General features: G+C 71.0%; 24 protein-coding genes and 1 tRNA gene. 23 read left to right on the top strand and 2 right to left on the bottom strand.

The features are described 5' to 3' along the window. Positions 1–7: 7 nt before the first annotated feature. Entirely contained in the window at positions 8–481 is a 474-nt protein-coding gene (gene ssb, locus ACH4PU_RS01780; protein WP_398264495.1) for a single-stranded DNA-binding protein, read from the top strand. 38 nt (positions 482–519) lie between these two features. Here ssb and ACH4PU_RS01775 read toward each other — a convergent pair whose 3' ends face one another. Further along, entirely contained in the window at positions 520–1,020 is a 501-nt protein-coding gene (locus ACH4PU_RS01775; RefSeq protein WP_398264493.1) for a hypothetical protein, read from the bottom strand. Between the two features lie 160 nt (positions 1,021–1,180). On the opposite strand from ACH4PU_RS01775, the gene ACH4PU_RS01770 reads away from it, so the two are divergent. From ACH4PU_RS01770 to ACH4PU_RS01755, 4 genes are read left to right on the top strand one after another with little or no spacing between them, the layout of a single operon-like run. Further along, positions 1,181–2,104 (top strand): bifunctional DNA primase/polymerase, encoded by a 924-nt coding sequence (locus tag ACH4PU_RS01770; RefSeq protein WP_398264491.1) that lies wholly within the window; start codon positions 1,181–1,183, stop codon positions 2,102–2,104. After that, the gene (locus ACH4PU_RS01765) at positions 2,101–3,873 is read left to right on the top strand and encodes an ATP-binding protein (RefSeq protein ID WP_398264489.1); all 1,773 of its coding nucleotides are present in this window, start codon (positions 2,101–2,103) and stop codon (positions 3,871–3,873) included. Before ACH4PU_RS01770 ends, ACH4PU_RS01765 begins: the two co-directional genes overlap by 4 nt. A gap of 57 nt (positions 3,874–3,930) precedes the next feature. Further along, positions 3,931–4,128: a helix-turn-helix transcriptional regulator gene (locus ACH4PU_RS01760; RefSeq protein WP_398264487.1), complete on the top strand. Its 198-nt coding sequence runs from the start codon at positions 3,931–3,933 to the stop codon at positions 4,126–4,128. Beyond that, entirely contained in the window at positions 4,125–5,603 is a 1,479-nt protein-coding gene (locus tag ACH4PU_RS01755; protein WP_398264485.1) for a tyrosine-type recombinase/integrase, read from the top strand. The genes ACH4PU_RS01760 and ACH4PU_RS01755 overlap by 4 nt, the downstream gene beginning before the upstream one ends. Before the next feature lie 133 nt (positions 5,604–5,736). Here ACH4PU_RS01755 and ACH4PU_RS01750 read toward each other — a convergent pair. Further along, positions 5,737–5,808 (bottom strand) — tRNA-Arg (locus ACH4PU_RS01750). Positions 5,809–6,018: 210 nt separating this feature from the next. Between ACH4PU_RS01750 and ACH4PU_RS01745 the strand changes: the two genes are divergently transcribed. From ACH4PU_RS01745 to ACH4PU_RS01660, 18 genes are all read left to right on the top strand, one after another. Next, complete coding sequence (locus ACH4PU_RS01745; RefSeq protein ID WP_398265322.1) at positions 6,019–6,480, top strand: PleD family two-component system response regulator; 462 nt, start codon at positions 6,019–6,021, stop codon at positions 6,478–6,480. Between the two features lie 137 nt (positions 6,481–6,617). Beyond that, positions 6,618–7,460 (top strand): ArgS-related anticodon-binding protein NrtL, encoded by an 843-nt coding sequence (gene nrtL / locus ACH4PU_RS01740; protein ID WP_398264483.1) that lies wholly within the window; start codon positions 6,618–6,620, stop codon positions 7,458–7,460. Between the two features lie 38 nt (positions 7,461–7,498). Next, a complete protein-coding gene (gene lysA, locus ACH4PU_RS01735) occupies positions 7,499–8,890 on the top strand; it encodes a diaminopimelate decarboxylase (protein ID WP_398264481.1) in 1,392 nt (463 codons plus the stop codon). A gap of 152 nt (positions 8,891–9,042) precedes the next feature. Beyond that, a complete protein-coding gene (locus ACH4PU_RS01730; protein WP_040892085.1) occupies positions 9,043–10,335 on the top strand; it encodes a homoserine dehydrogenase in 1,293 nt (430 codons plus the stop codon). Positions 10,336–10,351: 16 nt separating this feature from the next. Beyond that, the gene (gene thrC / locus ACH4PU_RS01725) at positions 10,352–11,434 is read left to right on the top strand and encodes a threonine synthase (protein ID WP_398264479.1); all 1,083 of its coding nucleotides are present in this window, start codon (positions 10,352–10,354) and stop codon (positions 11,432–11,434) included. A gap of 442 nt (positions 11,435–11,876) precedes the next feature. Next, positions 11,877–12,791, top strand: a complete 915-nt coding sequence (gene thrB / locus ACH4PU_RS01720) for a homoserine kinase (RefSeq protein ID WP_185940173.1) — start codon at positions 11,877–11,879, stop codon at positions 12,789–12,791. A gap of 413 nt (positions 12,792–13,204) precedes the next feature. Beyond that, a complete protein-coding gene (rho, locus tag ACH4PU_RS01715; protein WP_398264476.1) occupies positions 13,205–15,277 on the top strand; it encodes a transcription termination factor Rho in 2,073 nt (690 codons plus the stop codon). Positions 15,278–15,663: 386 nt separating this feature from the next. Beyond that, positions 15,664–16,779, top strand: a complete 1,116-nt coding sequence (locus ACH4PU_RS01710) for an LCP family protein (protein WP_398264474.1) — start codon at positions 15,664–15,666, stop codon at positions 16,777–16,779. A 162-nt stretch (positions 16,780–16,941) separates the two neighbouring features. Next, the gene (gene rpmE / locus ACH4PU_RS01705; RefSeq protein ID WP_223768356.1) at positions 16,942–17,166 is read left to right on the top strand and encodes a 50S ribosomal protein L31; all 225 of its coding nucleotides are present in this window, start codon (positions 16,942–16,944) and stop codon (positions 17,164–17,166) included. A gap of 118 nt (positions 17,167–17,284) precedes the next feature. Continuing rightward, entirely contained in the window at positions 17,285–18,364 is a 1,080-nt protein-coding gene (gene prfA / locus ACH4PU_RS01700) for a peptide chain release factor 1 (protein WP_398264471.1), read from the top strand. 47 nt (positions 18,365–18,411) lie between these two features. Continuing rightward, positions 18,412–19,257: a peptide chain release factor N(5)-glutamine methyltransferase gene (gene prmC, locus ACH4PU_RS01695; protein WP_185940168.1), complete on the top strand. Its 846-nt coding sequence runs from the start codon at positions 18,412–18,414 to the stop codon at positions 19,255–19,257. Between the two features lie 47 nt (positions 19,258–19,304). Next, entirely contained in the window at positions 19,305–19,952 is a 648-nt protein-coding gene (locus ACH4PU_RS01690) for an L-threonylcarbamoyladenylate synthase (RefSeq protein WP_398264469.1), read from the top strand. Continuing rightward, positions 19,949–20,599: a protein-tyrosine-phosphatase gene (locus ACH4PU_RS01685; protein WP_398264467.1), complete on the top strand. Its 651-nt coding sequence runs from the start codon at positions 19,949–19,951 to the stop codon at positions 20,597–20,599. Before ACH4PU_RS01690 ends, ACH4PU_RS01685 begins: the two co-directional genes overlap by 4 nt. Before the next feature lie 309 nt (positions 20,600–20,908). Beyond that, positions 20,909–22,150 carry a serine hydroxymethyltransferase gene (gene glyA, locus ACH4PU_RS01680; RefSeq protein ID WP_398264465.1) on the top strand — a complete coding sequence of 414 codons (1,242 nt, stop codon included), beginning with the start codon at positions 20,909–20,911 and terminating at the stop codon, positions 22,148–22,150. Positions 22,151–22,274: 124 nt separating this feature from the next. After that, on the top strand, positions 22,275–23,606 hold the full coding sequence (locus tag ACH4PU_RS01675; protein WP_398264463.1) for an MraY family glycosyltransferase: 1,332 nt from the start codon (positions 22,275–22,277) through the stop codon (positions 23,604–23,606). A gap of 292 nt (positions 23,607–23,898) precedes the next feature. Next, the gene (locus ACH4PU_RS01670; protein WP_398264461.1) at positions 23,899–24,339 is read left to right on the top strand and encodes a hypothetical protein; all 441 of its coding nucleotides are present in this window, start codon (positions 23,899–23,901) and stop codon (positions 24,337–24,339) included. A 279-nt stretch (positions 24,340–24,618) separates the two neighbouring features. Further along, positions 24,619–25,413 carry a F0F1 ATP synthase subunit A gene (atpB, locus tag ACH4PU_RS01665; protein WP_004953269.1) on the top strand — a complete coding sequence of 265 codons (795 nt, stop codon included), beginning with the start codon at positions 24,619–24,621 and terminating at the stop codon, positions 25,411–25,413. Between the two features lie 76 nt (positions 25,414–25,489). Beyond that, positions 25,490–25,744 carry an F-type proton-transporting ATPase c chain gene (locus ACH4PU_RS01660; protein WP_004953266.1) on the top strand — a complete coding sequence of 85 codons (255 nt, stop codon included), beginning with the start codon at positions 25,490–25,492 and terminating at the stop codon, positions 25,742–25,744. Positions 25,745–25,748: the final 4 nt, after the last annotated feature.

Here is a 25,748-nt window from a genome sequence, read left to right as displayed (position 1 = left end):
CCGCACCATGCCCATCGGAGAGACCGTCATCACCCTGGTCGGCAACCTCACCGCCGACCCCGAACTCCACGAGACCGCTGACAGCACCCCGTGGGTGACGTTCACCGTCGCCTCCAACAGCAAGGTCTGGGACAAGAACCGCGCCGAATGGGGCGAGGGCAAGACCCTGTTCCTGCGCTGCACGGCCTGGCGCTGGCTCGCCCAGAACGCAAACGAGACCCTGCGCAAGGGCACCCGGGTCATCGTCACCGGCGCCCTGCGCCAGTTCGACTACACCAGCGCTGACGGCGTCCAGCGCACCGGCTTCGGCCTCGACGTCGACGACATCGCCGTCAGCCTCCGCTACGCCACCGCCACCGTCCACCGCACCACCAGCACCGGCCCGTCCACGGCCAAGAAGCAGCCGACGGGCTGGGGCAGCGCGCCGACCACCGACGCCTGGGCGGTCGCCGGACCGGGCGACGACAAACCACCCTTCTGAGACCGCCCTCTTGGCGCCCGTACTTCCGCGAGCGCCGGTCAGGTGGTGCCTTGCTGCCGGGCGGCGGCCAGCCGGCCCGGCAGCTCCAGCGCGTGCACCGCCCAGCCCGTCCCCCAGGACATCGCGGTGCCGCCCACCCTGGGTGTCTCCAGCGACGGGAGATCCAGGGACGGCTGGGCACCTACCTTCCGCCGGGCGGTGAGCCTGATGAAGAGGTTGCCGAGCCCGTCGGCCTCGTCGATGCGGTGGCCACGCTGCTCCAGACGGTCCCGGATGAAGCCCGGCAGACCCTCGCGGTCGCGCAGCCGCTCCAGCAGATCGGGCGCGGGCACGTACTCGGCGAAGCCGTGCTCGACACTCATGCCGTAGACCAGCAAGCTCAGCGTTTCCAGCGCGTGGACTTCCTCCCACAGCGCCCCGCTTGCCGGCCACGCCGGGGCCAGCAGGTCAGCGGCCCGCCGTGACGCATCGTGCCAATCCCGTTCGTCCGCCAGGGTCGAGAGGCGCCCGGCCGTCCACCATGCCATCTCCGCAGTCATGAGCCGAGCCTATGCCCAGAGGCAGCCGATACGGCCGCGGGTTTCCCGTCGCTGGAGACACCCAAGGTGGGCGGCACCCAGCACGTCAGGGCTTTCCCGCCGCCCTGCACAGACCGCGGACGCCCCTCTCCCCGCCCGTATGAACAAGGAGGTCTCCATCATGACCCAACGGATGCCCGGCGCACAGCGGCCGGGCCCGTGGTGGGCAGCCGCCCGCGCCCACGCTCTGACCGCCGCCACTCTGCACGGCCTGGCCGTCTTCCCCCTCTCCCGCAGCAAGCTCCCCGCCCTCCCCAGCGCACACCCGGAGCCAGCCGCCACCTGCACGGGGGAGTGCGGGCAGGCGGGTCATGGCGTCCATGACGCCACCGCCGACCCCGCCCGGGTCCGCGCGCTGTTCGCGGCGGCGCCGTGGGCCGCCGGCTACGGCATCGCCTGCGGCCCGGCCGGCCTGCTCGGCTTGGACCTGGACCGGAAGAACGGCGTGGACGGCGTGGACGGCCTGCGCGCGCTCGCAGCCCGGCACGGCTTCCAGGTGCCGCGTACGGTCACGGTGGCCACCCCGTCCGGTGGCTGGCACCTGTGGCTCACCGCCTCCGCCGACGTGACGATCCCCAACACCGCCGGTCTGCTCGCCCCCGGGATCGACACCCGGGGGACGGGCGGCTACCTGGTCGGCCCCGGATCCCTCGGACCGAAGGGCCGCTACCGCTTCGCGGTCACTTTCAGCCAGTCCGCCATCGCCGAAGCCCCGCCCGCGATCACCGACCTTCTGACGGCCCGCCAGGCGGCCGTTCAGGAACTAGCCGGGCCGAACGGCCCGGGAGGGGGGGTCAGGCGCTCACGGGGCCATCTCGGGCCGTTGGTGCGGTTCGTGCTGAATTGCGGGCCCAACGATCTCAACAACCGGCTGTACTGGGCGGCCCGCACGGCGTTCGAGTCCGACGCCATCGACCCCGACACGGCCACGGCCGAGCTGCTGGCCGCCGCCGTCTCCCGCGGGCACCCCGAGACACCGGCCCGCCGCACCATCGCCAGCGCGGCCAAGGGCGCCGCCCGCACCCGGAAGGAGGCGTCTTCGTGAGTGAGAAGGGCCCAAGCCAGGCATCCCAGCTCGTCAGCATGGCCAAGGCGGGCTACGAGTTCGTGATGTCCACCGACGGCCGCCCCTACGGCGTACGCCGCAACGGCCCCAACGTCGCCCGGCCGTTCAAGGGCCGCGGCGGCGTACGAGCCGCGCTCGCCAAGCAGTTCACCGAGGACACCGGCGGACAGGTCCCCTCCGCCGGCGCCCTGGCCGACGCCATGACCGTCCTGGAAGGCATCGCGGACGCCACCGACCCCGTCCAGGTCCACCTGCGCGTCGCCCGGGCCGAGGACGGCATCGTGCTGGACCTGGGCACCGCCGACGGCAAAGCCGTCATCGTCTGCGCCGACGGCTGGACGGTCGCTGGCCGTTCCCCGGTCCTCTTCCGCCGATCCGGCGCCATGGTGCCCCTTCCCGTCCCCCAGCAGGGCACGGACGGCGTCGCGCTGCTGCGCGACCTGGTCAACATGGACGACTCGGCTTTCCACCGCCTGGTCGCCTGGCTGGTCGCCGCCTGGATCCCCGACATCCCCCACCCGGTGCTCACCTTCAAGGGAGAGCAGGGCACCGGCAAGTCCTACACCGCCCAGATGATCGTCAACCTCGTCGACCCCTCCCCGGCGTCGAAGCGCTCGCAGCCGCGGGACATCAAGGCGTGGTCGGTCCAGGCGTTCAACTCCTGGGCCCTGTGCCTGGACAACGTGAGCGCGATCCCGCCCTGGCTCTCCGACACCCTGTGCCGGGCAGTCACCGGCGACGGCATCGTCGACCGCGCCCTGTACAGCGACGACGACGTGGTGGTCCTCACCTTCCGCCGCGTCCTGGCGATGACCACCATCGACGCCGGCGCCCTGGCCGGAGACCTGGCCGAACGGATGATGTTGCTGGACCTCCAGCCCATCACCGCCCGCGCCCGCCGCGGCGAAGAGGAACTGGACGCCGCCTACACCACCGCCCGGCCCTACGTGATCGGCAGTCTCCTGGACCTACTCGCCGCCGTCCTGCGGGAGCTCCCGAACGTGACGCTGGACAGCAAGCCGCGCCTGGCGGACTTCGCCCGCGTGCTCGCCGCCATCGACCACGTCACCGGCTGGTCCACCCTCACCGACTACACCGACGCCGCCGAGAGCATCAACGCCGACGCCCTGGAAGGCGACCCCTTCGGTTCCGCCGTGGTCGCCTGGCTGGATGCCCATGGCCCCTGGGCGGGCACCGCAGCTCAGCTCATGGACGTCATCCCACCGCCTGACGGCTACCACCCCCAGTGGCCCAAAGACGCCACCCGCGCCAGCGGCCGGCTCAAGCGGATCGCACCCCTGCTGCGCTCCATCGGCATCGCCTACGACGACACCCAGCGCACCCCCGACCGCGTCCGCCAACGGCTCATCCGCCTCACCCCATCTGAAGTACGGTGCGAAACAGCGTCCGCAGCGTCCGCAGCGTCCGCAACCCCCGCTGACCTGCACAAACCTGCGGACGCTAACGCGGACACTGGCCCGGCCGCAGCGTCCGCACAGCGTCCGCACAACGATCATGCGGACGCTACGACCGGCGCTGCGGACGCTAAGGGCCCCTCAGCGTCCGCGCTAGCGTCCGCACCTGCCACAGGCTCTGACCTGCGCACGCACAAGATCCCGGACGCTGCGGACGCTGCGGACGCTAATCCGCACCCCACTTCTAATCCGGGACTGCGCTGCCCCATCTGCGAACAGCCCATGGCACCGGCGCTGACCGCGGCGGGCCACCTCAAACACCCGGGTTGTTGACGAAATCCGGGCGCAACTGTGACCGGTCACAGCCACAACAGAAGAGAGGGCGTCGATATGAGCAAGGGCCGCGTGCCGGACGAAAAGCTGACCATCCAAGAGGTGCTCGCCGACCTGAAGGTTGCCCCGGCAACTTTCTACAGGTGGCGTCAGCTCGGTAAAGGTCCCCGATCGATCAAGTTGCCGAACGGGGATGTGCGCATTCGTCGTTCCGACTACGAGCGGTGGTTGGCAGAGCGGGAGGATGCTGCGTGAACGCCGCGAACAACACCCCGGCCAGGCTCCCTCGCGGATCAGCCCGGCCGGGCTACACCTTCGACGTCAGCCTCTGGAGAATCTCGAAGACCGGTCGCAAATCGCGGCCCTGGCGCGTTCGTTGGGTTGTTGCGGGTCAGGTGTTCGGTGACACGTTCACCACGTACCCGCTCGCCGAAAGCCGACGCAACGAACTGTGGCAGGCCATGAATCGACGAGGTGAAGCCTTCGAGATCGAATCGGGTTTGCCCGAGTCCGAGGTGCGCGCCGCAGCCGAAGCGATGGAAGCGGCTAAGATCGAGGTCAGGCTGGACCCAACCTGGTGGCAATTCTCGCGCGAATTCATGAAACGGCGGTGGCGTACCGCCGCGGCGAAGACACGTGAGGGATTCGCCGACAGCCTCGCGTCCGCTGCCTTGGGCATGATGGGAGAGGGACCTGATGCCCCAGACCTCCTGGCCGTGCGGCGGGCTGTGAGGTGGGCCGTCGTGCCAGCCCACGAGGGCGAAGAGCCGCCGCCGGACCTGGAGAATGCCTGTGCGTGGTTGGCGTGTAACTCCCTGCCTTTGTCGGCTCTGAGGAAGCCCGGAGTGGCAGAGGATGTCCACTACCGGCTTACCTACAGGCTGGACGGCAAACTGGCTGCCAGGGAAACCTACAAGCGCCGCCGGCGCTGCTTCAACGCGGCAATCGCCTATGCGATCCAGAGCGGGTATTTGGGCGAGAACCCCGTTGCTGAATTCGAGAGACCAGCGACCGCCCGAAGCCCCTCGATCGATCGGCGAATACTAATGAATCCGACTCAGGCGCGTGAGTTTCTTATCGCCGTGTCCTATGTCGGGTCGATCAATCGAAACCGGGGCAGGCGCCTAGTCGCGTTCTTCGGCTGCATCCTTTACGCGGCTATGCGGCCGGCGGAAGTGGTAGGGCTCCGACTGGAGGATTGCTACTTGCCGGAAACAGGGTGGGGCGTGCTGACTCTCCGAGAGACGCGCCCGGTGTCGGGAAAGAAGTGGACGGATACCGGGGAACGGCACGACAAGAGGGGGCTGAAGATGCGGGACTCCGGTGCGGACCGCCCAGTCCCCGTTCCACCTGAGCTGGTGGGGATGCTCCGGGCGCACCTGAAGGAGTTCGGCACGGCCCCGGACGGTCGGATCTTCCAGAACGAGCGGGGCGGCTTGGTAGGTACGACCTCGTACTACCGGGTTTGGGTGGAGGCGCGGGCCTATGCCTTCCCGCCGCCCAAGTTCCACTCGCCCTTGGCTGAGAACCCGTACGCCGGCCGGGCGTTCTGTATCACCCAGTGGCTTCTGGCGGGGCTTGCGATCGCTGAAGTCGCCCGCCGGGCAGGGACATCCCCGGAGGTCATCGATCGCCACTACGCAGGTCTGATCGACAACAGCGAGGAAGAGGACAACAAGAAGATCGAGGGGGTGATGGGGTGGACCGGGGAGCGGGGCGGCGCGACCTGACGAGTGTGTCGGAGGTGTGGCGCGAACAGTGAGAGACAACGAGAGAGAGCGGGAGTCAGTGAGACTGACTCCCGCTCTCTGTCATCGGCATCCGCCCTGGTCAGACCCTGATGTCTGGTCTCTGACCGGCGAGTGCCCCCGGCAGGATTCGAACCTGCGCACACGGCTCCGGAGGCCGTTGCTCTATCCCCTGAGCTACGGGGGCGTGTCTTCCGGTCGCGGTCTCGCTCGCGGCGACAGGAAGAACAGTACCAGCTCCGGGCGGGTGATCCGTAACGGGTTCCGGCACGGGGCAACGGGTTCCGGAACGGGCGCCGGAGGGCCGGAGGGTGGGGCCGGGTCGCTCTCGGGGGTGGAAGTGGGGAAAACCCGGACGCGGTGCGGTGGGCGCGCCTACCCTCGGGGTGTGCCTGGCTTGCCCGGCCGGGTCCTCGTTGTCGACGACAACAGGGTCATCCGGCAGTTGATCAGGGTCAATCTCGAGCTCGAGGGCTTCGAGGTCGTGACCGCGGCCGATGGTGCCGAGTGCCTGGAGATCGTGCACCGGGTGCGCCCCGACGTCGTGACCCTCGACTTCGTGATGCCCCGGCTCGACGGTCTGCGGACGGCGGCGCGGCTGCGGGACGACGTGCGGACGCGGGACATACCCATCGCCATCATCAGCGCGTGCACGCAGCTGGACGGGGCGGAGACAGGGGGCGGGCCGCCCGCCGGAGTGGACGCGTTCCTGGCGAAGCCCTTCGAACCGGCGGAGCTCGTGCGGATGGTGTGGGGGCTGCTCCTGGGGCGCGGGGTGCGTGACGGGGGCGAGGGGGAGGCGGGGGAGACGGCGTCCGGGGACGCCGGGGCCGGGGCCGTGGTGCGGCCGGCCGGCTGACCACGAGGACGGCCCGGTGCGCGGACGGTGCACCGTGAAGACGGCCGGCCCCGAGGACGGATGGAGAGGGGCACGTCCGGGGAACATCGGGGAAACCGGCTGGCGGAGCGACCCGCTTCCTCCCCTAGGCTTGCCCTGTGACCCCAGCGGATCTCTCCCGTACCGTGCTGCGCGCCGTGCGTCGTGCCATCGACGCCGACGAGCTGCGCGCCGTGGCGCCGGCCGCGGTCGGGATCCGGGTGCCGCCGCACCCGGGCAGTGGGGACTACGCCACCGAAGTCGCCCTGCGGCTGGCCAAGGAGAGCGGACGGCCCGCCCGGGAGGTCGCCGAGCTGCTGCGGCGCCGGCTGGTACGGGAGCCCGGCATCGCCCGGGTCGACATCGCCGGTCCCGGGTTCCTCAACATCACCCTCGCGGGCGTCCCGCACGCGCGGCTCGTGCGGGACGTCCTCGAGCGGCACGCGGAGTCCGAGCCGCTTCCCCTGCGCCCCTCCGACGAGCTCGTCCGGCGGCTCGGGCCCGACGCCGCCCGCTGGAGCCTGCTCAGCCCGCCCGGCCTCGACCGCGGTCTGCTGCTGGTGCAGCGCGAGGCCAACCCCCTCTTCCGGGTCCGGTACGCCCACTCCCGTTGCCGCGCCCTGCTGCGCAACGCCCACGACCTCGGGTTCGGGCCCGCCGTCGCCGATGACACCGACGACACCGACACCGACGACTTCGGCGCCGGCTCCGGGCCGCTGATATCCGCCCTCGCCGACCACCCCCGTATCGTCGGCGCCCGCGACCCCGAGCGGCTCGCGCGGGCCCTGGAGCGCCTGGCCGACGCCTTCCTCCGCTGGCAGGCGTCGTGTCCGACGCTGCCCCGGGGGGACGAGAAACCCTCGGTCGTCCACCGCGCCCGCCTGGCCCTCGCCGAGGCCACGGGCACGGTGCTCGCCGACGGCCTCCACCAGCTCGGCATCACCGCACCCGCACATCTCTGAGACCCCCACATCTCTGAGCACCTGAGGAGATCAGCGCCATGAGCCGCTCCGCGCACCCCGCCGGGCCCCGCTACGCCGACGTCCTGCCCGAGGGCCACCACCCGGCGCCCCCCGCCGACCTCAACGCCCTCCACCCGCGCGTCTGGTCGCGCACCGTCTCCCGGAACGAGGACGGTGTCGCCACCGTCGGCGGGCTGGACGTCAAGCGGCTGGCCGAGGAGTTCGGCACGCCCGCCTACTTCCTCGACGAGGACGACTTCCGGGCCCGCTGCCGCGCCTGGCGCGAGGCGTTCGGGCCGGACGCGGACGTCTTCTACGCGGGCAAGGCGTTCCTGTCCCGGGCCGTCGTGCGCTGGCTGACCGAGGAGGGGCTCAACCTCGACGTCTGCTCCGCCGGCGAGCTGGCCACCGCGCTCGACGCGGGCATGCCCGCCGAGCGGATCGCCCTGCACGGCAACAACAAGTCGGCCGAGGAGATCACCCGGGCCGTCGAGGCCGGCGTGGGGCGGATCGTCGTCGACTCCTTCCAGGAGATCGTGCGCGTCGCGCACACCGCCCAGCGGGCGGGGAAGCGGCAGCGGGTGCAGATCCGCGTCACGGTCGGCGTCGAGGCGCACACCCACGAGTTCATCGCCACCGCCCACGAGGACCAGAAGTTCGGCCTGCCGCTGGCCGGCGGCCAGGCCGCCGAGGCGGTCCGCCGCGCGCTCAAGCTGGACGGGCTCGAACTGATCGGCATCCACTCGCACATCGGCTCACAGATCTTCGACACCTCCGGTTTCGAGGTCGCGGCGCACCGCGTCGTCGGCCTGCTCCGCGAGATCCGCGACGAGCACGGCGTCGAGCTGCCCGAGATCGACCTCGGCGGCGGCCTCGGCATCGCCTACACCCCGGAGGACGACCCCCGCGAGCCGCAGGAGATCGCCACCGCGCTGCGGGCCATCGTCGAGCGCGAGTGCGCGGCGGCCGGGCTCGCGGTGCCGCGCCTGTCCGTCGAGCCGGGGCGCGCGATCGTCGGTCCCACCGCCTTCACGCTGTACGAGGTGGGGACGGTCAAGGAGCTCCCCGGACTGCGGACGTACGTCAGTGTCGACGGCGGCATGTCCGACAACATCCGTACCGCGCTCTACGACGCCGACTACTCGGTGGCCCTCGTGTCGCGTACCTCGACCGCCGGGCCGATGCTCTCCCGCGTCGTCGGCAAGCACTGTGAGTCCGGTGACATCGTGGTCCGCGACGCCTTCCTGCCCGCCGACGTCGCCCCCGGCGACCTCCTCGCCGTGCCCGCGACCGGCGCCTACTGCCGCTCCATGGCCAGCAACTACAACCACGCGCTGCGGCCCCCGGTCGTGGTGGTGAAGGACGGCGCGGCCCGGGTGATCGTCCGGCGGGAGACGGAAGAGGACCTGCTCCGGCTCGACGTCGGCTGACGACGACCGGCCCCACGGTCGCGGCCGCCCGCAAGCCGCCCGGAAACCGGCTGGCGGGTGACGGAATCTCGGATACTGGACGGGGGAGGGAAAGCCTCCGACCGGTGAGTGAGACTGGTGTACCACCCAAGATGTACGAGAAACGAGGTCGGATGATGCGTACGCGTCCGCTGAAAGTGGCGCTGCTGGGCTGTGGAGTGGTCGGCTCCGAGGTGACGCGCATCATGACGACGCACGCCGACGACCTCGCGGCCCGGATCGGCGCCCCGGTCGAACTGGCCGGCATCGCGGTGCGCCGGCCCGACCGGGTCCGGGCCGGGGTGCCCGCCGAGCTGATCACCACCGACGCGACCGCCCTGGTCAAACGGGGCGACATCGACGTCGTCGTCGAGGTCATCGGCGGCATCGAGCCCGCCCGCACTCTGATCACCACCGCCTTCGAGCACGGCGCGAGCGTCGTCTCGGCCAACAAGGCGCTGCTCGCCGAGGACGGCGCCGCCCTGCACGCCGCCGCCGGGCAGCACGGCACGGACCTCTACTACGAGGCCGCCGTCGCCGGCGCCATCCCGCTGATCCGCCCGCTGCGCGAGTCCCTCGCCGGTGACAAGGTCAACCGGGTCCTCGGCATCGTCAACGGCACCACCAACTTCATCCTCGACAAGATGGACTCCACGGGCGCCGGCTACCAGGAGGCCCTGGACGAGGCCACCGCCCTCGGTTACGCCGAGGCGGACCCCACCGCCGATGTCGAGGGCTTCGACGCCGCCGCGAAGGCCGCGATCCTGGCCGGCATCGCCTTCCACACCCGGGTGCGCCTCGACGACGTCCACCGCGAGGGCATGACGGAGGTCACGGCCGCCGACTTCGCCTCCGCGAAACAGATGGGCTGCACCATCAAGCTGCTGGCCATCTGCGAACGCGCCGCCGACGGCCGGTCGGTCACCGCCCGCGTCCACCCCGCGATGATCCCGCTGAGCCACCCGCTCGCCTCGGTCCGCGAGGCGTACAACGCGGTGTTCGTCGAGGCCGAGGCCGCCGGGCAGCTGATGTTCTACGGACCCGGCGCCGGTGGCGCGCCGACCGCCTCCGCGGTCCTCGGCGACCTGGTCGCCGTCTGCCGCAACAAGCTGGCCGGGACCACCGGACCGGGTGAGTCGGCGTACGCGCGGCTGACCGTCAGCCCCATGGGCGAGGTCGTCACGCGCTACCACATCAGCCTCGACGTCGCCGACAAGCCGGGCGTCCTCGCCCAGGTGGCCACGGTCTTCGCCGAGCACGGGGTGTCCATCGACACCGTCCGCCAGCAGGGCAAGGACGGCGAGGCGGCGCTGGTCGTCGTCACGCACCGGGCCCCCGACGCCGCCCTGTCGGCGACGGTCGAGGCGCTGCGCAGGCTGGACACGGTGCGCGGAGTCGCCAGCATCATGCGCGTCGAAGGTGAGTAGGGGAGCAAGGAAGACCATGTCTGCGAACAACGGCAACGCCGCCACCCGTCAGTGGCGCGGCATCATCGAGGAGTACCGCGACCGCCTCCCGGTCTCCGCGGACACGCCGGTGGTCACCCTGCGCGAGGGCGGCACGCCCCTGGTGCCGGCCCAGGTGCTCTCCGAGCGCACCGGCTGCGAGGTCCACCTCAAGGTGGAGGGCGCCAACCCCACCGGCTCCTTCAAGGACCGCGGGATGACGATGGCGATCACCCGGGCGAAGGAGGAGGGCGCCAAGGCCGTCATCTGCGCCTCGACGGGCAACACCTCCGCCTCCGCCGCGGCCTACGCCGTGCGCGCCGGGATGGTCTGCGCCGTCCTGGTGCCCGAGGGCAAGGTCGCGCTCGGCAAGATGGGCCAGGCTCTCGTGCACGGCGCCCGCATCCTCCAGGTCGACGGCAACTTCGACGACTGCCTCGATCTGGCCCGCGCCCTCGCCGACAACTACCCGGTGGCGCTGGTCAATTCGGTCAATCCGGTGCGCATCGAGGGCCAGAAGACCGCCGCCTTCGAGATCGTGGACGCGCTCGGCGACGCCCCGGACATCCACGTCCTGCCGGTGGGCAACGCGGGCAACATCACCGCGTACTGGAAGGGGTACCGGGAGTACGCCGCCGACGGCATCGCCTCCCGCACCCCGCGCATGTGGGGCTACCAGGCGTCCGGCTCGGCGCCGATCGTGCGCGGCGAGCCGGTGAAGGAGCCGCACACCATCGCCACCGCCATCCGCATCGGCAACCCCGCCTCCTGGCGGTTCGCCGAGCAGGCGCGCGACGAGTCCGGCGGGCACATCGACGAGGTGACCGACCGCCAGATCCTCGCCGCCTACCGGCTGTTGGCCGCTCAGGAGGGCGTCTTCGTCGAGCCCGCCTCGGCGGCGAGCGTCGCCGGTCTGCTGAAGGCGGCCGAGCAGGGCAAGGTCGATCCGGGCCAGCGCATCGTCTGTACGGTCACGGGCAACGGCCTCAAGGACCCCGACTGGGCGGTGGCGGGCGCCCCGCAGCCGGTGACCGTCCCGGTGGACGCGGCCGCGGCGGCCGAGCGGCTCGGTCTCGCGTAACGGCCGTTCCGCGGCGCGCGGGTCCGCCCGCGTACCGGCCCGCCCCGGGCGGCCGTCCCACGACGGGACGGCCGCCCGGCTTCCGGAAAGGCGCCGGCACTTCCCGGCGCGGGGCGCGACACGACGGAACGCGAGGGAATACCGAGGAGACTCCAAAGAGAGGGAAGGGCGAAAAATTTCGTCCGCTCCCCTTCGGACCCGCGAATTCCCAGGTCACAACCCCGACGAAAGCCCGCCAAAATCGACACGGGGCACGGCTTGGCGTGCGACACGCATCGCGCGCCTCCTGTGCGCCCTATGTCGCCACAGAACCTTCCTTCGATAGGCTGTCCTCACTCCGCCCCGTCGCTGACCCAAGCCGCCCTCCATGCGGTACCGCCGTCGCGGCCTTTGCGGATGTCGCACGCCCTACCAAGGCCACATCAAGGAGAGTCATCGAGCGATGGCCGGTCCCGCCTTCCGCGCCGCCGCCGTCCGAGTGCGCACCCCCGCCACCAGCGCCAATCTCGGTCCCGGCTTCGACGCCCTCGGTCTGTCCCTGGGGCTCTACGACGACGTCGTGGTCCGGGTGGCCGAATCCGGGCTGCACATCGACATCGCCGGCGAGGGCGCCGATTCGCTCCCGCGCGACGAGGGTCACCTGCTCGTACGGTCGCTGCGCACCACGTTCGACCTGCTGGGCGGCCAGCCGCGCGGCCTGGAGGTCGTCTGCGCCAACCGCATCCCGCACGGCCGCGGCCTGGGCTCCTCGGCTGCCGCGATCTGCGCCGGCATCGTCGCCGCCAGGGCGGTGACCATAGGCGGGGCCGAGCGGCTCGACACCACGGCGATGCTGGAGCTGGCCACCGAGATCGAGGGTCACCCGGACAACGTCGCGGCCTGCCTGCTCGGCGGTTTCACCCTGGCCTGGATGGACGGGGGAGCGGCCCGCGCGGTGCGGATGGACCCCGCCGATTCCATCGTTCCGGTGGTCTTCGTGCCCGGCCGTCCCGTGGCGACGGAGACCGCGCGCGGCCTGCTGCCGCGCCAGGTCCCCCATGTGGACGCGGCGGCCAACGCCGGCCGGGCCGCGCTGCTCGTCGAGGCCCTGACCAGGCGCCCCGACCTGCTGCTGCCGGCCACCGAGGACCGGCTCCACCAGGAGTACCGCGCCCCGGCGATGCCGGAGAGCGTGGCCCTGGTCAACCGACTGCGGGCGGACGGCGTCCCCGCGGTCGTCTCCGGCGCGGGCCCCACGGTGCTCGCGCTGGTCGAGGACAGTGCGGCGGACAAGGTCGCACGGCTGGCGGGCGAGGGATGGGCGGCCAACCGGCTGTCCCTCGACGCCGGGGGGACGAGTGTGCTGCCGCTCGCCTGACAAGGGGCGAACGCGGTGGTACGCAGCCGAGGAAGGCCCCGCGGAAAACGCGGTTGCCGGACTTTGAGAGGGGGAATGTTTGTGGGATCCGGTAGTGTTAACCTCAAGTCTGCACCCGAAGCCACGTCGGCTCGGTGCTCTGTGTCCCGATCAGGGACCGCTTTTCTTCCGGGAGCCTCCCAGACTGCCTGAGCAGATTCGAGCACGCTCCGGAAATCGGCGTGGGCGACATGAGTGATGCGATGCGTCTTGTCCTCACTGATTTCCCCACGTCGGCATCAACGCACTGATTCTTCCGCCGTACCGCGGCGGACCACCGCCCCGGCCCGGTCCGCAATCAGGACCGCAGCCGGACAGCACAACCGGTCGCCGAGCCAGACAGGCCGACGCCCGCTCCAGGGAAGGACCCCTTCGTGAGCGACACCACCGATCTGATGGGCGTGAACGCCGCGGGCACCAAGGGTGCCGCAGGCAATGCCTCCGCGCCCGCCACGGACGCTCCCGCCGCGCCTGCCACCGGTGCTTCCGCCGCCCCCAAGCGGCGACGCTCGGGCACGGGCCTCGACGCCATGGTCCTGGCCGAGCTCCAGCAGCTCGCCTCCAGCCTCGGCATCAAGGGCACCGCGCGGATGCGCAAAGGCCAGCTGATCGAGGTCATCAAGGAGAGGCAGGCCGGTTCCGGCGCCTCCGCCAAGCCCGCCGCCGAGCCGGCCGCGGAGCAGCCGGCGGAGAAGCCGAAGCGCCGCGCCACCTCCCGGACCCGTACCGGCGAGGCCGCCGAGAAGACCGCCGAGCAGGCACCCGCCGCCCAGCAGCAGATCGAGATCCCGGGCCAGCCGGGCAGCGAGGAGGCGCCGGCCGGTGAGCGCCGCCGTCGCCGTGCCACCGCCCCCGCGGGCTCCCCGGAGCCCACCGCCGAGGCGCGTACCGAGGCCCGTGCCGAGGTGCTGACCTCGGAGAAGCCCGAGGCCGCGGTGGACACCGCCGAGGGCCGCGGCGCCAAGGGCGACCGCCAGGAGCGCGGCGACCGCGCCGAGCGCGGCCAGAAGGGCGACCGCCGCGAGCGGGGCGACCGCGGTGAGCGGGGCGACCGCGGTGAGCGGGGCGAGCGCGGCGACCGTGGCGAGCGCGGCCAGCGCGACCGCCGTGACCGCCGCGGCGACGAGGCCGGCGCCGGCCAGCAGGGCGGCAACCGCCAGCAGCGCGCCGGGCGCGCCGAGGCCCCGCAGGACGACTTCGACGACGAGGCGGGCGGCCGTCGCGGCCGTCGTGGCCGCTACCGCGACCGCCGGGGCCGTCGTGGCCGCGAGGAGTTCGCGAACGAGCCGCAGCTGTCCGACGACGACGTCCTGATCCCCGTCGCGGGCATCCTGGACATCCTCGACAACTACGCGTTCATCCGCACCTCCGGCTACCTGCCGGGCCCGAACGACGTCTACGTCTCCCTCGCCCAGGTCCGCAAGAACGGCCTGCGCAAGGGTGACCACGTCACCGGCGCGGTGCGGCAGCCGAAGGACGGCGAGCGGCGCGAGAAGTTCAACGCCCTCGTGCGCCTCGACTCGGTGAACGGCATGGCGCCCGAAACCGGCCGCGGCCGCCCCGAGTTCCACAAGCTGACCCCGCTCTACCCGCAGGACCGGCTGCGGTTGGAGACCGACCCGGGCGTTCTGACGACCCGTATCATCGATCTGGTCGCCCCCATCGGCAAGGGCCAGCGCGGTCTGATCGTGGCCCCGCCGAAGACCGGCAAGACCATGATCATGCAGGCGATCGCCAACGCGATCACCACCAACAACCCCGAGTGCCACCTGATGGTCGTCCTGGTCGACGAGCGTCCGGAAGAGGTCACCGACATGCAGCGGTCGGTCAAGGGCGAGGTCATCTCCTCGACCTTCGACCGCCCGGCCGAGGATCACACCACCGTCGCCGAGCTGGCCATCGAGCGCGCCAAGCGCCTCGTGGAGCTGGGTCACGACGTGGTCGTGCTGCTCGACTCCATCACCCGCCTGGGCCGCGCCTACAACCTGGCGGCGCCGGCCTCCGGCCGCATCCTGTCCGGTGGTGTCGACTCGACCGCGCTCTACCCGCCGAAGAAGTTCTTCGGTGCCGCGCGGAACATCGAGGACGGCGGCTCGCTGACCATCCTGGCCACCGCGCTGGTCGAGACCGGCTCGCGGATGGACGAGGTGATCTTCGAGGAGTTCAAGGGCACCGGCAACATGGAGCTCAAGCTCGACCGGAAGCTCGCCGACAAGCGCATCTTCCCCGCGGTGGACGTCGACCCGTCCAGCACCCGCAAGGAGGAGATCCTGCTCGGCGGCGAGGAGCTCTCCATCGTCTGGAAGCTCCGCCGGGTGCTGCACGCGCTGGACTCGCAGCAGGCCATCGAGCTGCTCCTCGACAAGATGAAGCAGACGAAGTCGAACGCCGAGTTCCTGATGCAGATCGCCAAGACGGCGCCCGCGCCGGGCAACGGCAACGACTGACCCGGCGGCCGCCGGCAGTCCCCCGGAACCTCCCCGTCACCTCGGTGGCGGGGAGGTTCCGCGTTGTCCGGAGGCGTTGTCCGGAGCCCGCCGCACCCGGTGTCGGCTTCGTGATCTTGCCGAGTCCTCACCGTGACCTTCTGAGACTTCCGCCACAGGGACACCCGCCGAAGCGCGGCGCACCGGCGTCGACGTGACGGGCGAAAACGCAGGTGACAGGGGGTGTGGGTGGGTTTGTCGCGGCGTTCCGTCCGGTCGGTTCCTAAGAAGGCGCTCTCACGGCTCCGTGCAACCCTGTCGCAGACCTCGCCGTCTGAAAGTGGCGAGGCACCGCGCCTGATCGGGCGGCAGGGGGGAAGCCGAACCAGCGGAGGACTGAGGAGCGTATGGCGGACGAGACCAGGGGCAGGCAGGCGGGAGCGCGCCGTCGGCGCCCCGGCGGAGCCCATGGCCGCAGGCGCAAGCCCCGTGCGCGCCGTACGGGCTGGCGAATAGTCCTCTGGACGGCTGCGGCGCTGGTCGTCCTGGGCGGGTCCGGGATCGGATACGTCTACTTCAAGCTCAACGGCAACCTGCACGGCGTGGACATCAACTCCGCGCTCGGCACCGACCGCCCCGAGAACGTGGACAACGGCTCGCAGGACATCCTCGTGCTGGGCTCCGACTCGCGGGCCGGCGACAACAACAAGTACGGCCGCGACGAGGGCAGCTCCCGCTCCGACACCGCGATGATCGTCCACGTCTACGCGGGTCACAAGCAGGCCAGCGTGGTCAGCATCCCGCGCGACACCATGGTCCCCCGGCCCGAGTGCAAGACCCTCGACGGGAAGACCAGCCCGGCGGTCCGGCGGGCGCAGTTCAACGACGCCTACTCGGTGGGCGGCGCGGTCTGCGCCGTGAAGACCGTCGAGGCCATGACCGGGATCCGGATGGACCACTACCTGGAGGTCGACTTCGCCGGCTTCCAGAAGCTCATCGACCGGCTCGGCGGCGTCGAGGTGACCACCACCAAGCCGATCCACGACAAGTGGAGCCATCTCGACCTCCCGGCAGGCAAGCACACCCTCAACGGCGAGCAGTCGCTCGGCCTCGTCCGCACCCGGCACGGCGTCGGCGACGGCAGCGACCTCGGCCGGATCAAGCTCCAGCAGGCGTTCATCAAGGCGCTGATCGACCAGGTCAAGTCCGTCGGCCTGTTCACCAGCCCGACCAAGCTCTACGGGATCGCGGACACCGCCACCAAGGCGCTCACCACCGACTCCGACCTGGCCTCGGTCAACAAGCTGCTCTCCTTCGCCAACGGCCTCAAGGGCATCGGCTCCGGGGACATGCACATGGTGACCCTGCCCGTCACCACCGACCCGCTGGACAAGAACCGCGTGGTGCCCCTCGCGTCCGCCAAGGAGATGTGGCGGGCGCTGCACGAGGACAAGCCGATCCCCGCGTCGGCCCTCAAGGGCGGCGAGGGGACGAAGACGGACGCCGACGGCGTCGTGAAGTAGTCCGCGGCCGGCCGCGTCCCCCGGAAAGAGCCCGGGAATAACGGGCTCCCGGACCCCGTTTTGGGGGATGCGGCCGGTACTGGCAGACTGGTACGTCGGCCCCGGTTCACGTACGGCAATCCCGCCGCACGACCCGGTGCCCTCCCGAACCTAGGAGAACCCTTGAAGCGCGACATTCACCCGGAGTACGTCGAGACCCAGGTCAGCTGCACCTGTGGCGCCTCGTTCACCACCCGTAGCACCGTCGCCGACGGCACCATCCGTGCCGACGTGTGCTCCGAGTGCCACCCGTTCTACACGGGCAAGCAGAAGATCCTCGACACCGGTGGCCGTGTGGCGCGGTTCGAGGCCCGCTTCGGCAAGAACGCCGGGACCGCCAAGAAGTAGCGACCCGCAGGCGCCGGTCGGCCGTCCCTCCTCGGCGGGGGACGGCCGGACCGGCGCTTTGTCGTCCGTCCGGTCCGTCACTTCCAGCAGCTCCGTCACCTTCGCTTAGGGAATCTTGATGTTCGAGGCAGTCGAGGAACTGATCGGCGAGCACGCCGACCTCGAGAAGCGGCTCGCCGACCCCGCCGTCCACGCGGACCAGGCCAACGCCCGCAAGCTCAACAAGCGCTACGCAGAGCTGACCCCGATCGTCGGTACGTACCGCTCCTGGAAGCAGACCGCCGACGACATCGACACGGCCCGCGAGTTCGCGGCCGACGACCCCGACTTCGCCGCCGAGGTCAAGGTGCTGGAGAAGCAGCGCGAGGAGCTCACCGAGAAGCTCCGCCTGCTGCTCGTCCCGCGCGACCCCAGCGACGACAAGGACGTCATCCTGGAGATCAAGGCGGGCGCCGGCGGCGACGAGTCCGCGCTGTTCGCCGGGGACCTGCTGCGCATGTACCTGCGCTACGCGGAGCGCGTCGGCTGGAAGACCGAGATCATCGACTCCACCGAGTCCGAGCTCGGCGGCTACAAGGACGTCCAGGTCGCCGTCAAGACCAAGGGCGGCAACGGCGCCACCGAGCCCGGCCAGGGCGTCTGGGCCCGGCTGAAGTACGAGGGCGGCGTGCACCGCGTCCAGCGCGTGCCGGCCACCGAGTCCCAGGGCCGCATCCACACCTCCGCCGCCGGCGTGCTCGTCACGCCCGAGGCCGAGGAGATCGACGTCGAGATCAACCCCAACGACCTGCGGATCGACGTCTACCGCTCGTCCGGCCCCGGCGGCCAGTCCGTCAACACCACCGACTCGGCCGTCCGCATCACCCACCTGCCGACCGGCGTCGTGGCCTCCTGCCAGAACGAGAAGAGCCAGCTCCAGAACAAGGAGCAGGCCCTGCGCATCCTCCGCTCCCGGCTGCTCGCCGCGGCGCAGGAGAAGGCCGAGGCCGAGGCCGCGGACGCGCGCCGCAGCCAGGTCCGCACCGTCGACCGATCCGAGAAGATCCGGACCTACAACTACCCGGAAAACCGGATCTCGGACCACCGGGTCGGCTTCAAGGCGTACAACTTGGACCAGGTGCTCGACGGCGAGCTGGACGCGGTCATCCAGGCGTGCGTCGACGCCGACTCGGCGGCCAAGCTGGCTGCCGCACAGTAGAGATCGCGTACGGAGTTGGTCATGGAGCGCAACAGGAGGAAGGTCCAGTGAACCTGCTGCTCGCCGAGGTGGCACAGGCCACCCAGCGGCTGGCCGACGCCGGCGTGCCCTCCCCGCGCTTCGACGCGGAGGAGCTCGCGGCCTTCGTGCACGGCGTCAAACGGGGTGAACTGCACCTGGTCGCCGACGGGGACTTCGACGCCCGCTACTGGGAGGCCGTCGCCCGCCGCGAGGCCCGCGAACCCCTCCAGCACATCACCGGGCGCGCCTTCTTCCGCTACCTGGAGCTCCAGGTCGGACCCGGCGTCTTCGTCCCCCGGCCGGAGACCGAGTCGGTCGTCGGCTGGGCCATAGACGCGGTCCGCGCCATGGACGTCGTCGAACCCCTGATCGTCGACCTGTGCACCGGCTCCGGCGCCATCGCGCTGGCCCTGGCCCAGGAGGTGCCGCGGTCGCGCGTGCACGCCGTGGAGCTGGACGAGGGCGCCCTGTCCTGGGCGCGGAAGAACGTCGAGGGCTCGCGCGTCCAGCTGCACCACGGGAACGCGCTCGACGCGCTCCCCGAGCTCGACGGCCAGGTCGACCTGGTCATCAGCAACCCGCCGTACATCCCGCTGACCGAGTGGGAGTACGTCGCCCCCGAGGCCCGCGACCACGACCCGCAGCTCGCGCTGTTCTCGGGCGAGGACGGCCTCGACACCATCCGCGGCCTGGAGCGCACCGCGCACCGGCTGCTGCGCCCCGGCGGCGTCGTCGTCATCGAGCACGCCGACACCCAGGGCGGCCAGGTGCCGTGGATCTTCACCGAGGAACGGGGCTGGGCCGACGCGGCCGACCATCCCGACCTCAACAACAGGCCCCGGTTCGCTACGGCCCGGAAGGCCCTGCCGTGACCGCCACGGCACCCCAGACATCTGCCCCGTACGAGGAGGTTGGCTCAATGGCTCGGCGATACGACTGCGGCGACGCGACCGACCGCAGGACCGGTCTGCGTGAAGCGACCGCCGCGGTCCGCCGCGGCGAGTTGGTCGTGCTGCCCACCGACACCGTGTACGGGATCGGTGCGGACGCCTTCAGCCGCGACGCCGTCGGCGACCTCCTCCAGGCCAAGGGCCGCGGCCGGGGCATGCCCTCGCCGGTCCTCGTCGGCTCCCCGAACACCCTGCACGGGCTCGTCACCGACTTCTCCGAGCAGGCGTGGGAACTCGTCGACGCCTTCTGGCCCGGCGCGCTCACCCTGGTCGCCAACCACCAGCCGTCGCTGACCTGGGACCTGGGCGAGACCCGCGGCACGGTCGCGGTGCGGATGCCGCTGCACCCCGTCGCCATCGAACTGCTCACCGAGTTCGGCCCGATGGCCGTCTCCAGCGCCAACCTCACCGGGCACCCGGCGCCGCAGACCTGCGACGCCGCCCAGGAGATGCTCGGCGACTCCGTCTCCGTCTACCTCGACGGCGGCCCCACCCCCGCGGACGTGCCGTCCTCGATCGTGGACGTCACCGGCAAGGTGCCGGTGCTGCTGCGGGCCGGCGCCATCAGCGTCGAGCAGCTCCGCGAGGTGGTACCCGACCTCGAGGTGGCGAATTGATCGCCCCGCAGGGGCGTGGCATAGCGGGACCGGAGACGAGCACCGACACCTTCCGCATCCTCCACGTCAGCACCGGCAACGTCTGCCGCTCGCCCATCACCGAGCGGCTGACCCGCCATGCCCTCTCCGAGCGCCTCGGCGACCCGGACGCGGGCGGGCTGGTGGTGGAGAGCGCCGGCACCTGGGGGCACGAGGGCGCCCCCATGGAGGCCCACGCCGCCACCGTGCTGACCGACTTCGGCGCGGATCCGCACGGCTTCACCGGGCGGGAACTGCTGGACGAGCACGTCATCCGGGCCGATCTGGTGCTCACCGCTACGCGTGATCACCGGGCTCAGGTCATCTCGATGGGGCACTCGGCGGGGCTGCGGACCTTCACGTTGAAGGAGTTCACGCGGCTGGTGCGGGCCATTGACCCGGCGACGCTGCCCGCGCCGGACGGCGCGGGGGGTGTCGTCGAGCGCGCCCGCGCTCTGGTGCAGGCCGCTGCCGCGTTGCGGGGGTGGTTGTTGGCGCCCGACGCCGAGGCGGATGAGGTGCACGATCCGTACGGTGCGCCCATCACGTTCTTCCGTTCGATCGGCGATGAGATTCAGCTGGCGCTGGATCCTGTGGTGACGGCGCTCACGGGGGTGCCGGCGGTTTAGGGGTGCCCCGGTCCCGCCCTTTCACCGTTTCCTGGGGCCGCGCCCCAGACCCCCTTTTCGCGGCTCCGCCGCTCGTCCTCAAACGCCGGACGGGCTGAACGTCGCGACCGGGCGCACACTTCAGCCCGTTGGGGGTGCCCCCTCTGGGGGAGTTTGAGGACAACCGCGCGGAGCGCGGTTTCGGGGGTGCGGGGGCTTGCCCCCGCAAGAAACGGTGAAAGGGCGGGACCGGGGCACCCTGCACCCGGCCCGTACCGGGCCTACATTGGGGGTGAGCACACTGCTCACGCCCACCGCACGGAGCCCCCGATGCCCGTCACCGAAGCAGCGGCCGACGCGCTCACGCGTCAGGATCCCGAAATCGCCGGCATCATCCTCGCCGAGGCGAGACGGCAGTCCGCAGGACTCCAGCTCATCGCGGCGGAGAACTTCGTCTCGCCCGCCGTCCGGCAAGCGCTCGGCTCACCGCTGGTGAACAAGTACGCCGAGGGCTACCCGGGAGCCCGGCACCACGGTGGCTGCGAGGTCGTGGACATGGCCGAGCGGGTCGCGCGGGACCGGGCCGCCGCGCTGTTCGGGGCCGAGCACGCCAACGTGCAGCCGCACTCCGGTTCGGCGGCCGTGCTGGCCGCGTACGCCGCGCTGCTGGCCCCGGGGGACCGGGTGCTGGCGATGGGGCTGCGGGAGGGCGGGCACCTCACCCACGGCTCGCCGGCGAACTTCTCGGGGCGGTGGTTCGACTTCACCGGGTACGGGGTCCGAGCGGACACCGGGCGGATCGACTACGACCAGGTGCGGGACCTCGCCCGGGCCCGCCGCCCGCGGGCGGTCGTCTGCGGGTCCATCGCCTACCCGCGCCACCCGGACTACGCCCTGTTCCGGGAGATCGCCGACGAGGTGGACGCGCTGCTGATCGTGGACGCGGCGCACCCCATCGGCCTGGTCGCCGGGGGAGCGGCGCCGAGCCCGGTGCCGTACGCGGACGTGGTGTGCGCCACGACGCACAAGGTGCTGCGCGGGCCGCGCGGCGGGATGCTGCTGTGCGGCGGGCGGCTCGGGGAGCGGATCGACCGTGCGGTGTTCCCGTTCACGCAGGGCGGCGCCCAGATGCACACCGTGGCCGCGAAGGCCGTCGCCTTCGGGGAGGCCGCGACGCCGGCGTTCGCCGCGTACGTCCGGCAGGTGGTGGCCAACGCCCGGGCGCTCGCGGCCGGTCTGGCCGCGCAGGGGCTCGCCGTCGCCACCGGGGGCACGGACACCCACCTGATCGTCGCGGACGTGACCGGGCTCGGGCTGGACGGCGTCCGGGCGCGCGGCCGGCTGGCGGCGGCCGGCATCGTCCTGGACGTCTGCGGGCTGGGCCACGGCACCGCGCGCGGCCTGCGGCTGGGCACCGCGGCGGTGACCACCCAGGGGATGCGCGAGCCGGAGATGGCCCGGGTGGCGGCGCTCGTCGGGGCGGCGCTGCGGGGCGACGCCGACGCCGCGCGGCTCCGGGAGGCGGTCGCGGAAATGGCGCTGGCGTTTCCGCCGTATCCTGCGCTGGCGTGATCGTTTACACGAGCGCTCGCAACCATCAGGGGGTGGTGAACGTCTTCATCTGCATTCACGGATCCGGTCCGGACGCGAATATGGTGTGGGGCTGTGATGGCCGGCGAAATCCCTGGGGCAGCCCGTGCGTGAATACCTGCTGACGCTCTGCGTCACCGTGGCGGTCACCTATCTGCTCACGGGACCGGTACGGAAGTTCGCCATCGCGGCGGGCGCGATGCCGGAGATCCGGGCGCGTGACGTGCACCGGGAACCGACGCCGCGGCTCGGCGGGATCGCCATGTTCGGCGGGCTCTGCGCGGGCCTGCTGGTCGCCTCGCACCTGTCGAGCCTCAAGCACGTCTTCGAGACCTCCAACGAGCCGCGCGCGCTGCTCTCGGGCGCCGGGCTGATCTGGCTGCTCGGGGTGCTGGATGACAAGTGGGGCGTGGACGCCCTGGTGAAGCTCGGCGGGCAGATGATCGCCGCGGGCGTCATGGTGCTCCAGGGGCTCACGATCCTCTGGCTGCCGGTGCCCGGTGTGGGCACGGTGGCGCTGACGCCGATGCAGGGCACCCTGCTGACCGTCGCGCTGGTCGTGATCACCATCAACGCCGTGAACTTCGTCGACGGCCTCGACGGCCTCGCGTCGGGCATGGTGTGCCTGGCGGCGGCGGCGTTCTTCCTCTACGCGTACCGGCTCTGGTACGGGCACAACGTGGAGGCGGCGGCACCGGCGACGCTGTTCGCGGCCATCCTGATGGGCATGTGCCTGGGTTTCCTGCCGCACAACATGCACCCGGCGCGGATCTTCATGGGCGACTCGGGCTCGATGCTCATCGGACTGGTGCTGGCCGCCGGCGCGATCTCCATCACCGGCCAGGTCGACCCCGATCTGCTGGGCTCGTTCACCGGGTCGGAGAAGGCGACCGTGCAGGCCACGGTGCCGATCTACATCCCGCTGCTGCTGCCGCTGACGATCATCGCGGTGCCGGTGGCCGATCTGCTGCTGGCGATCGTCCGCCGGACGTGGAACGGCCAGTCGCCGTTCGCGGCCGACCGCGGTCATCTGCACCACCGGCTGCTGGAGATCGGCCACTCGCACAGCCGGGCCGTGCTGATCATGTACTTCTGGTCGGCGCTGATCGCGTTCGGCACGGTGGCGTACTCGGTGAACTCGGCGGGCGGCGTACTGCTGTTGATCGTCGCGCTGAGCGCCGTGGGCCTGGTGCTGCTGCTGATGCCGCGCTTCCGGCCGCGGGCGCCCCGGTGGGCCGAGCACCTGGTGCCGCCCCGCTACCGCCGCCGCAAGGCCGCCGCGCCGGCGACGGCGGAGGAGCGGCCCGAGGACGCGGAGAAGCCCGGGGAAGCGCTCGACGAGGAGCGGGAGCCGGTCCCCGCGGGGCTGCACGGCGCGACCGCGGTGGGCGACCGCTCGCGCTTCCGTCACGCGCGCGACATCAGCGGCCGGCGCTGAGCCCGGCGTCAGCCGGGCCCGTCGTCAGCAGAGCCCCCGGCGTTAGCAGAGAACAAGCCGCTCGTCAGCACGAGGACGGGCGGCTTGACTCTTGTGTGTGACAGGCAGCACACGATATAGGTAAAGACCTCATCAAATAGTTTGTGATACCGTTCACGAAACCCGTGGCAGAGCCGAAGGACCGTAGTGGAGCGCCCCCCGGCGGTTCCTTCGTCGCGAGGTCGCGCCCACACCCCGGGATACCCTCGTCCCCGACGAATCGTTGCTTCCGAATCCGCCGGAGAGACCCTTCATGCAGGCCAACGACGCCCGAACGCTACTTCAGTGCGCCGTCCCGACCGCAGCCGCGGGGGTCGTCGCCGTTGCCGTCGGATTCGCCGTCGCGGGCGGCAAGGGGGCCATCGGCGCCGCGGCGGGCATGCTGCTCGCGCTGGCCAGCATGTCCGTGGGGCTGTACATGCTCCAGCGGACCGCGCGGCAGTGGCCGCAGGTCTTCCAGATGATGGGCCTCGCCCTGTACGCCGTGCAGTGCCTGGTGATCGTGATCCTCCTCGGCATCCTGAAGGGCACGACGCTCTTCAGCTTCAAGAGCTTCGCCTTCTCCGTGCTCGCCGCGACCCTGGTGTGGGTCGCCGCCCAGCTGCGCGCCCACCTGAAGATGAAGATCCTGTACGTCGATCCGGAGGCCGCCGCCGACGCGAGGAAGCCCGCGCCGGCGGAGTCTCCGTCATGACAGGTAGGGCCGGGATAAGCCTCCGTGTGCTCACCTGCTATCGTCCGGTGCCATCTGAGGTGCAGCGGACGCAGACGGCCGGGTCCCCGCTTTCGGCGGGAGTGAATCGGCGGTCCGCGCAGCTGATGCCCGCGATGGCTCCCGGCCACCGGCCGACCTGCCGCACCCCTAACCGTAAGACCAGTCCAGTGCCGTTCCGTGGCTGCTTGCCGCGCCGACACAACGAGGTTGCCGTACCTATGCGCCACGCTGAAGGAGCTCGCGGTGAGTGCTGACCAGATGCTCGCCTTCGAGACCGATTGCCACATCTTCGACGGGTGCGGCTTCCCGACCCCAGGGCTCCACTCCTTTGTGTTCGAGCCGCTGTTCACCGTCGGCGGTATCGAGGTCAACAAGCCGATGCTCCTGGCCGTCCTGGGCTCGGTCATCACGATCGTGTTCCTCTGGGCCGCTTTCGGCCGGGCCAAGCTGGTCCCCGGCAAGCTCCAGATGGTCGGTGAGGCGGGCTACGACTTCATCCGCAAGGGGATCGTCTACGAGGCCCTGGGGAAGAAGGAGGGCGAGAAGTACGTCCCCCTCATGGTCTCGCTGTTCTTCTTCATCTGGATGATGAACCTCTGGTCGATCATCCCGGTCGCCCAGTTCCCGGTGACGTCGATCATCGCGTACCCGGCGGGTCTCGCGCTGCTGGTGTACCTGATCTGGGTGCCCCTGACGTTCAAGCGGCACGGCTTCATCGGCGGCATCAAGAACATCAGCGGTTACAACAAGGAACTCGGCTGGGTTCTTCCGCTGGTCATGATCCTGGAGCTCTTCTCCAACCTGCTGATCCGGCCCTTCACCCACGCCGTGCGGCTCTTCGCCAACATGTTCGCGGGCCACGTGCTGCTGCTGATCTTCACGATCGCCAGCTGGTACCTGCTGAACGGGATCGGCATCGCCTACGCCGGTGTCTCCTTCGTGATGGTCATCCTGCTGACCGTCTTCGAGATGTTCATCCAGGCCCTTCAGGCGTACGTCTTCGTCCTTCTGGCCTGCTCGTACATCCAGGGCGCTCTCGCCGAGCACCACTGAGCAGACCCTCCCCACAGACCCCCAGACGTCCGGTGGCCAACCCCCACCGGTCCGTGAAAGAGAAGGAAGTAACGGCATGTCCGCTGCTCTCGAAATGGTCAACCTCGCCGCCGCCAAGGACACGTTCCACGGCAACGCCGCTGCGATCGGTTACGGTCTCGCGGCCATCGGCCCCGGTGTCGGCGTCGGCATCATCTTCGGTAACGGCACCCAGGCGCTGGCCCGTCAGCCCGAGGCGGCCGGCCTGATCCGTGCCAACCAGATCCTGGGCTTCGTCCTCTGTGAGGCGCTCGCCCTGATCGGCCTCGTCATGGGCTTCGTCTACAGCTGACCCG

The sequence above is a fragment of the Streptomyces sp. NPDC021100 genome, assembly GCF_044333095.1.
Taxonomy (GTDB): domain Bacteria; phylum Actinomycetota; class Actinomycetes; order Streptomycetales; family Streptomycetaceae; genus Streptomyces.
Note: the sequence above shows the minus strand (reverse complement) of the source record. Positions and strands in the feature narration are given on the sequence as shown.

Excerpts from the sequence above, each read along its gene's own strand:
- ACH4PU_RS01690 (WP_398264469.1), top strand. The coding sequence starts at position 19,305 with ATGGCTCGGCGATACGACTGCGGCGACGCGACCGACCGCAGGACCGGT.
- ACH4PU_RS01660 (WP_004953266.1), top strand. The coding sequence starts at position 25,490 with ATGTCCGCTGCTCTCGAAATGGTCAACCTCGCCGCCGCCAAGGACACG.
- lysA (WP_398264481.1), top strand. The coding sequence starts at position 7,499 with ATGAGCCGCTCCGCGCACCCCGCCGGGCCCCGCTACGCCGACGTCCTG.
- ACH4PU_RS01770 (WP_398264491.1), top strand. The coding sequence starts at position 1,181 with ATGACCCAACGGATGCCCGGCGCACAGCGGCCGGGCCCGTGGTGGGCA.
- ACH4PU_RS01710 (WP_398264474.1), top strand. The coding sequence starts at position 15,664 with ATGGCGGACGAGACCAGGGGCAGGCAGGCGGGAGCGCGCCGTCGGCGC.
- ACH4PU_RS01775 (WP_398264493.1), bottom strand. The coding sequence starts at position 1,020 with ATGACTGCGGAGATGGCATGGTGGACGGCCGGGCGCCTCTCGACCCTG.
- thrC (WP_398264479.1), top strand. The coding sequence starts at position 10,352 with ATGTCTGCGAACAACGGCAACGCCGCCACCCGTCAGTGGCGCGGCATC.
- ACH4PU_RS01760 (WP_398264487.1), top strand. The coding sequence starts at position 3,931 with ATGAGCAAGGGCCGCGTGCCGGACGAAAAGCTGACCATCCAAGAGGTG.
- ACH4PU_RS01670 (WP_398264461.1), top strand. The coding sequence starts at position 23,899 with ATGCAGGCCAACGACGCCCGAACGCTACTTCAGTGCGCCGTCCCGACC.
- ssb (WP_398264495.1), top strand. The coding sequence starts at position 8 with ATGCCCATCGGAGAGACCGTCATCACCCTGGTCGGCAACCTCACCGCC.
- glyA (WP_398264465.1), top strand. The coding sequence starts at position 20,909 with ATGCCCGTCACCGAAGCAGCGGCCGACGCGCTCACGCGTCAGGATCCC.
- thrB (WP_185940173.1), top strand. The coding sequence starts at position 11,877 with ATGGCCGGTCCCGCCTTCCGCGCCGCCGCCGTCCGAGTGCGCACCCCC.
- ACH4PU_RS01730 (WP_040892085.1), top strand. The coding sequence starts at position 9,043 with ATGATGCGTACGCGTCCGCTGAAAGTGGCGCTGCTGGGCTGTGGAGTG.
- atpB (WP_004953269.1), top strand. The coding sequence starts at position 24,619 with ATGCTCGCCTTCGAGACCGATTGCCACATCTTCGACGGGTGCGGCTTC.
- prfA (WP_398264471.1), top strand. The coding sequence starts at position 17,285 with ATGTTCGAGGCAGTCGAGGAACTGATCGGCGAGCACGCCGACCTCGAG.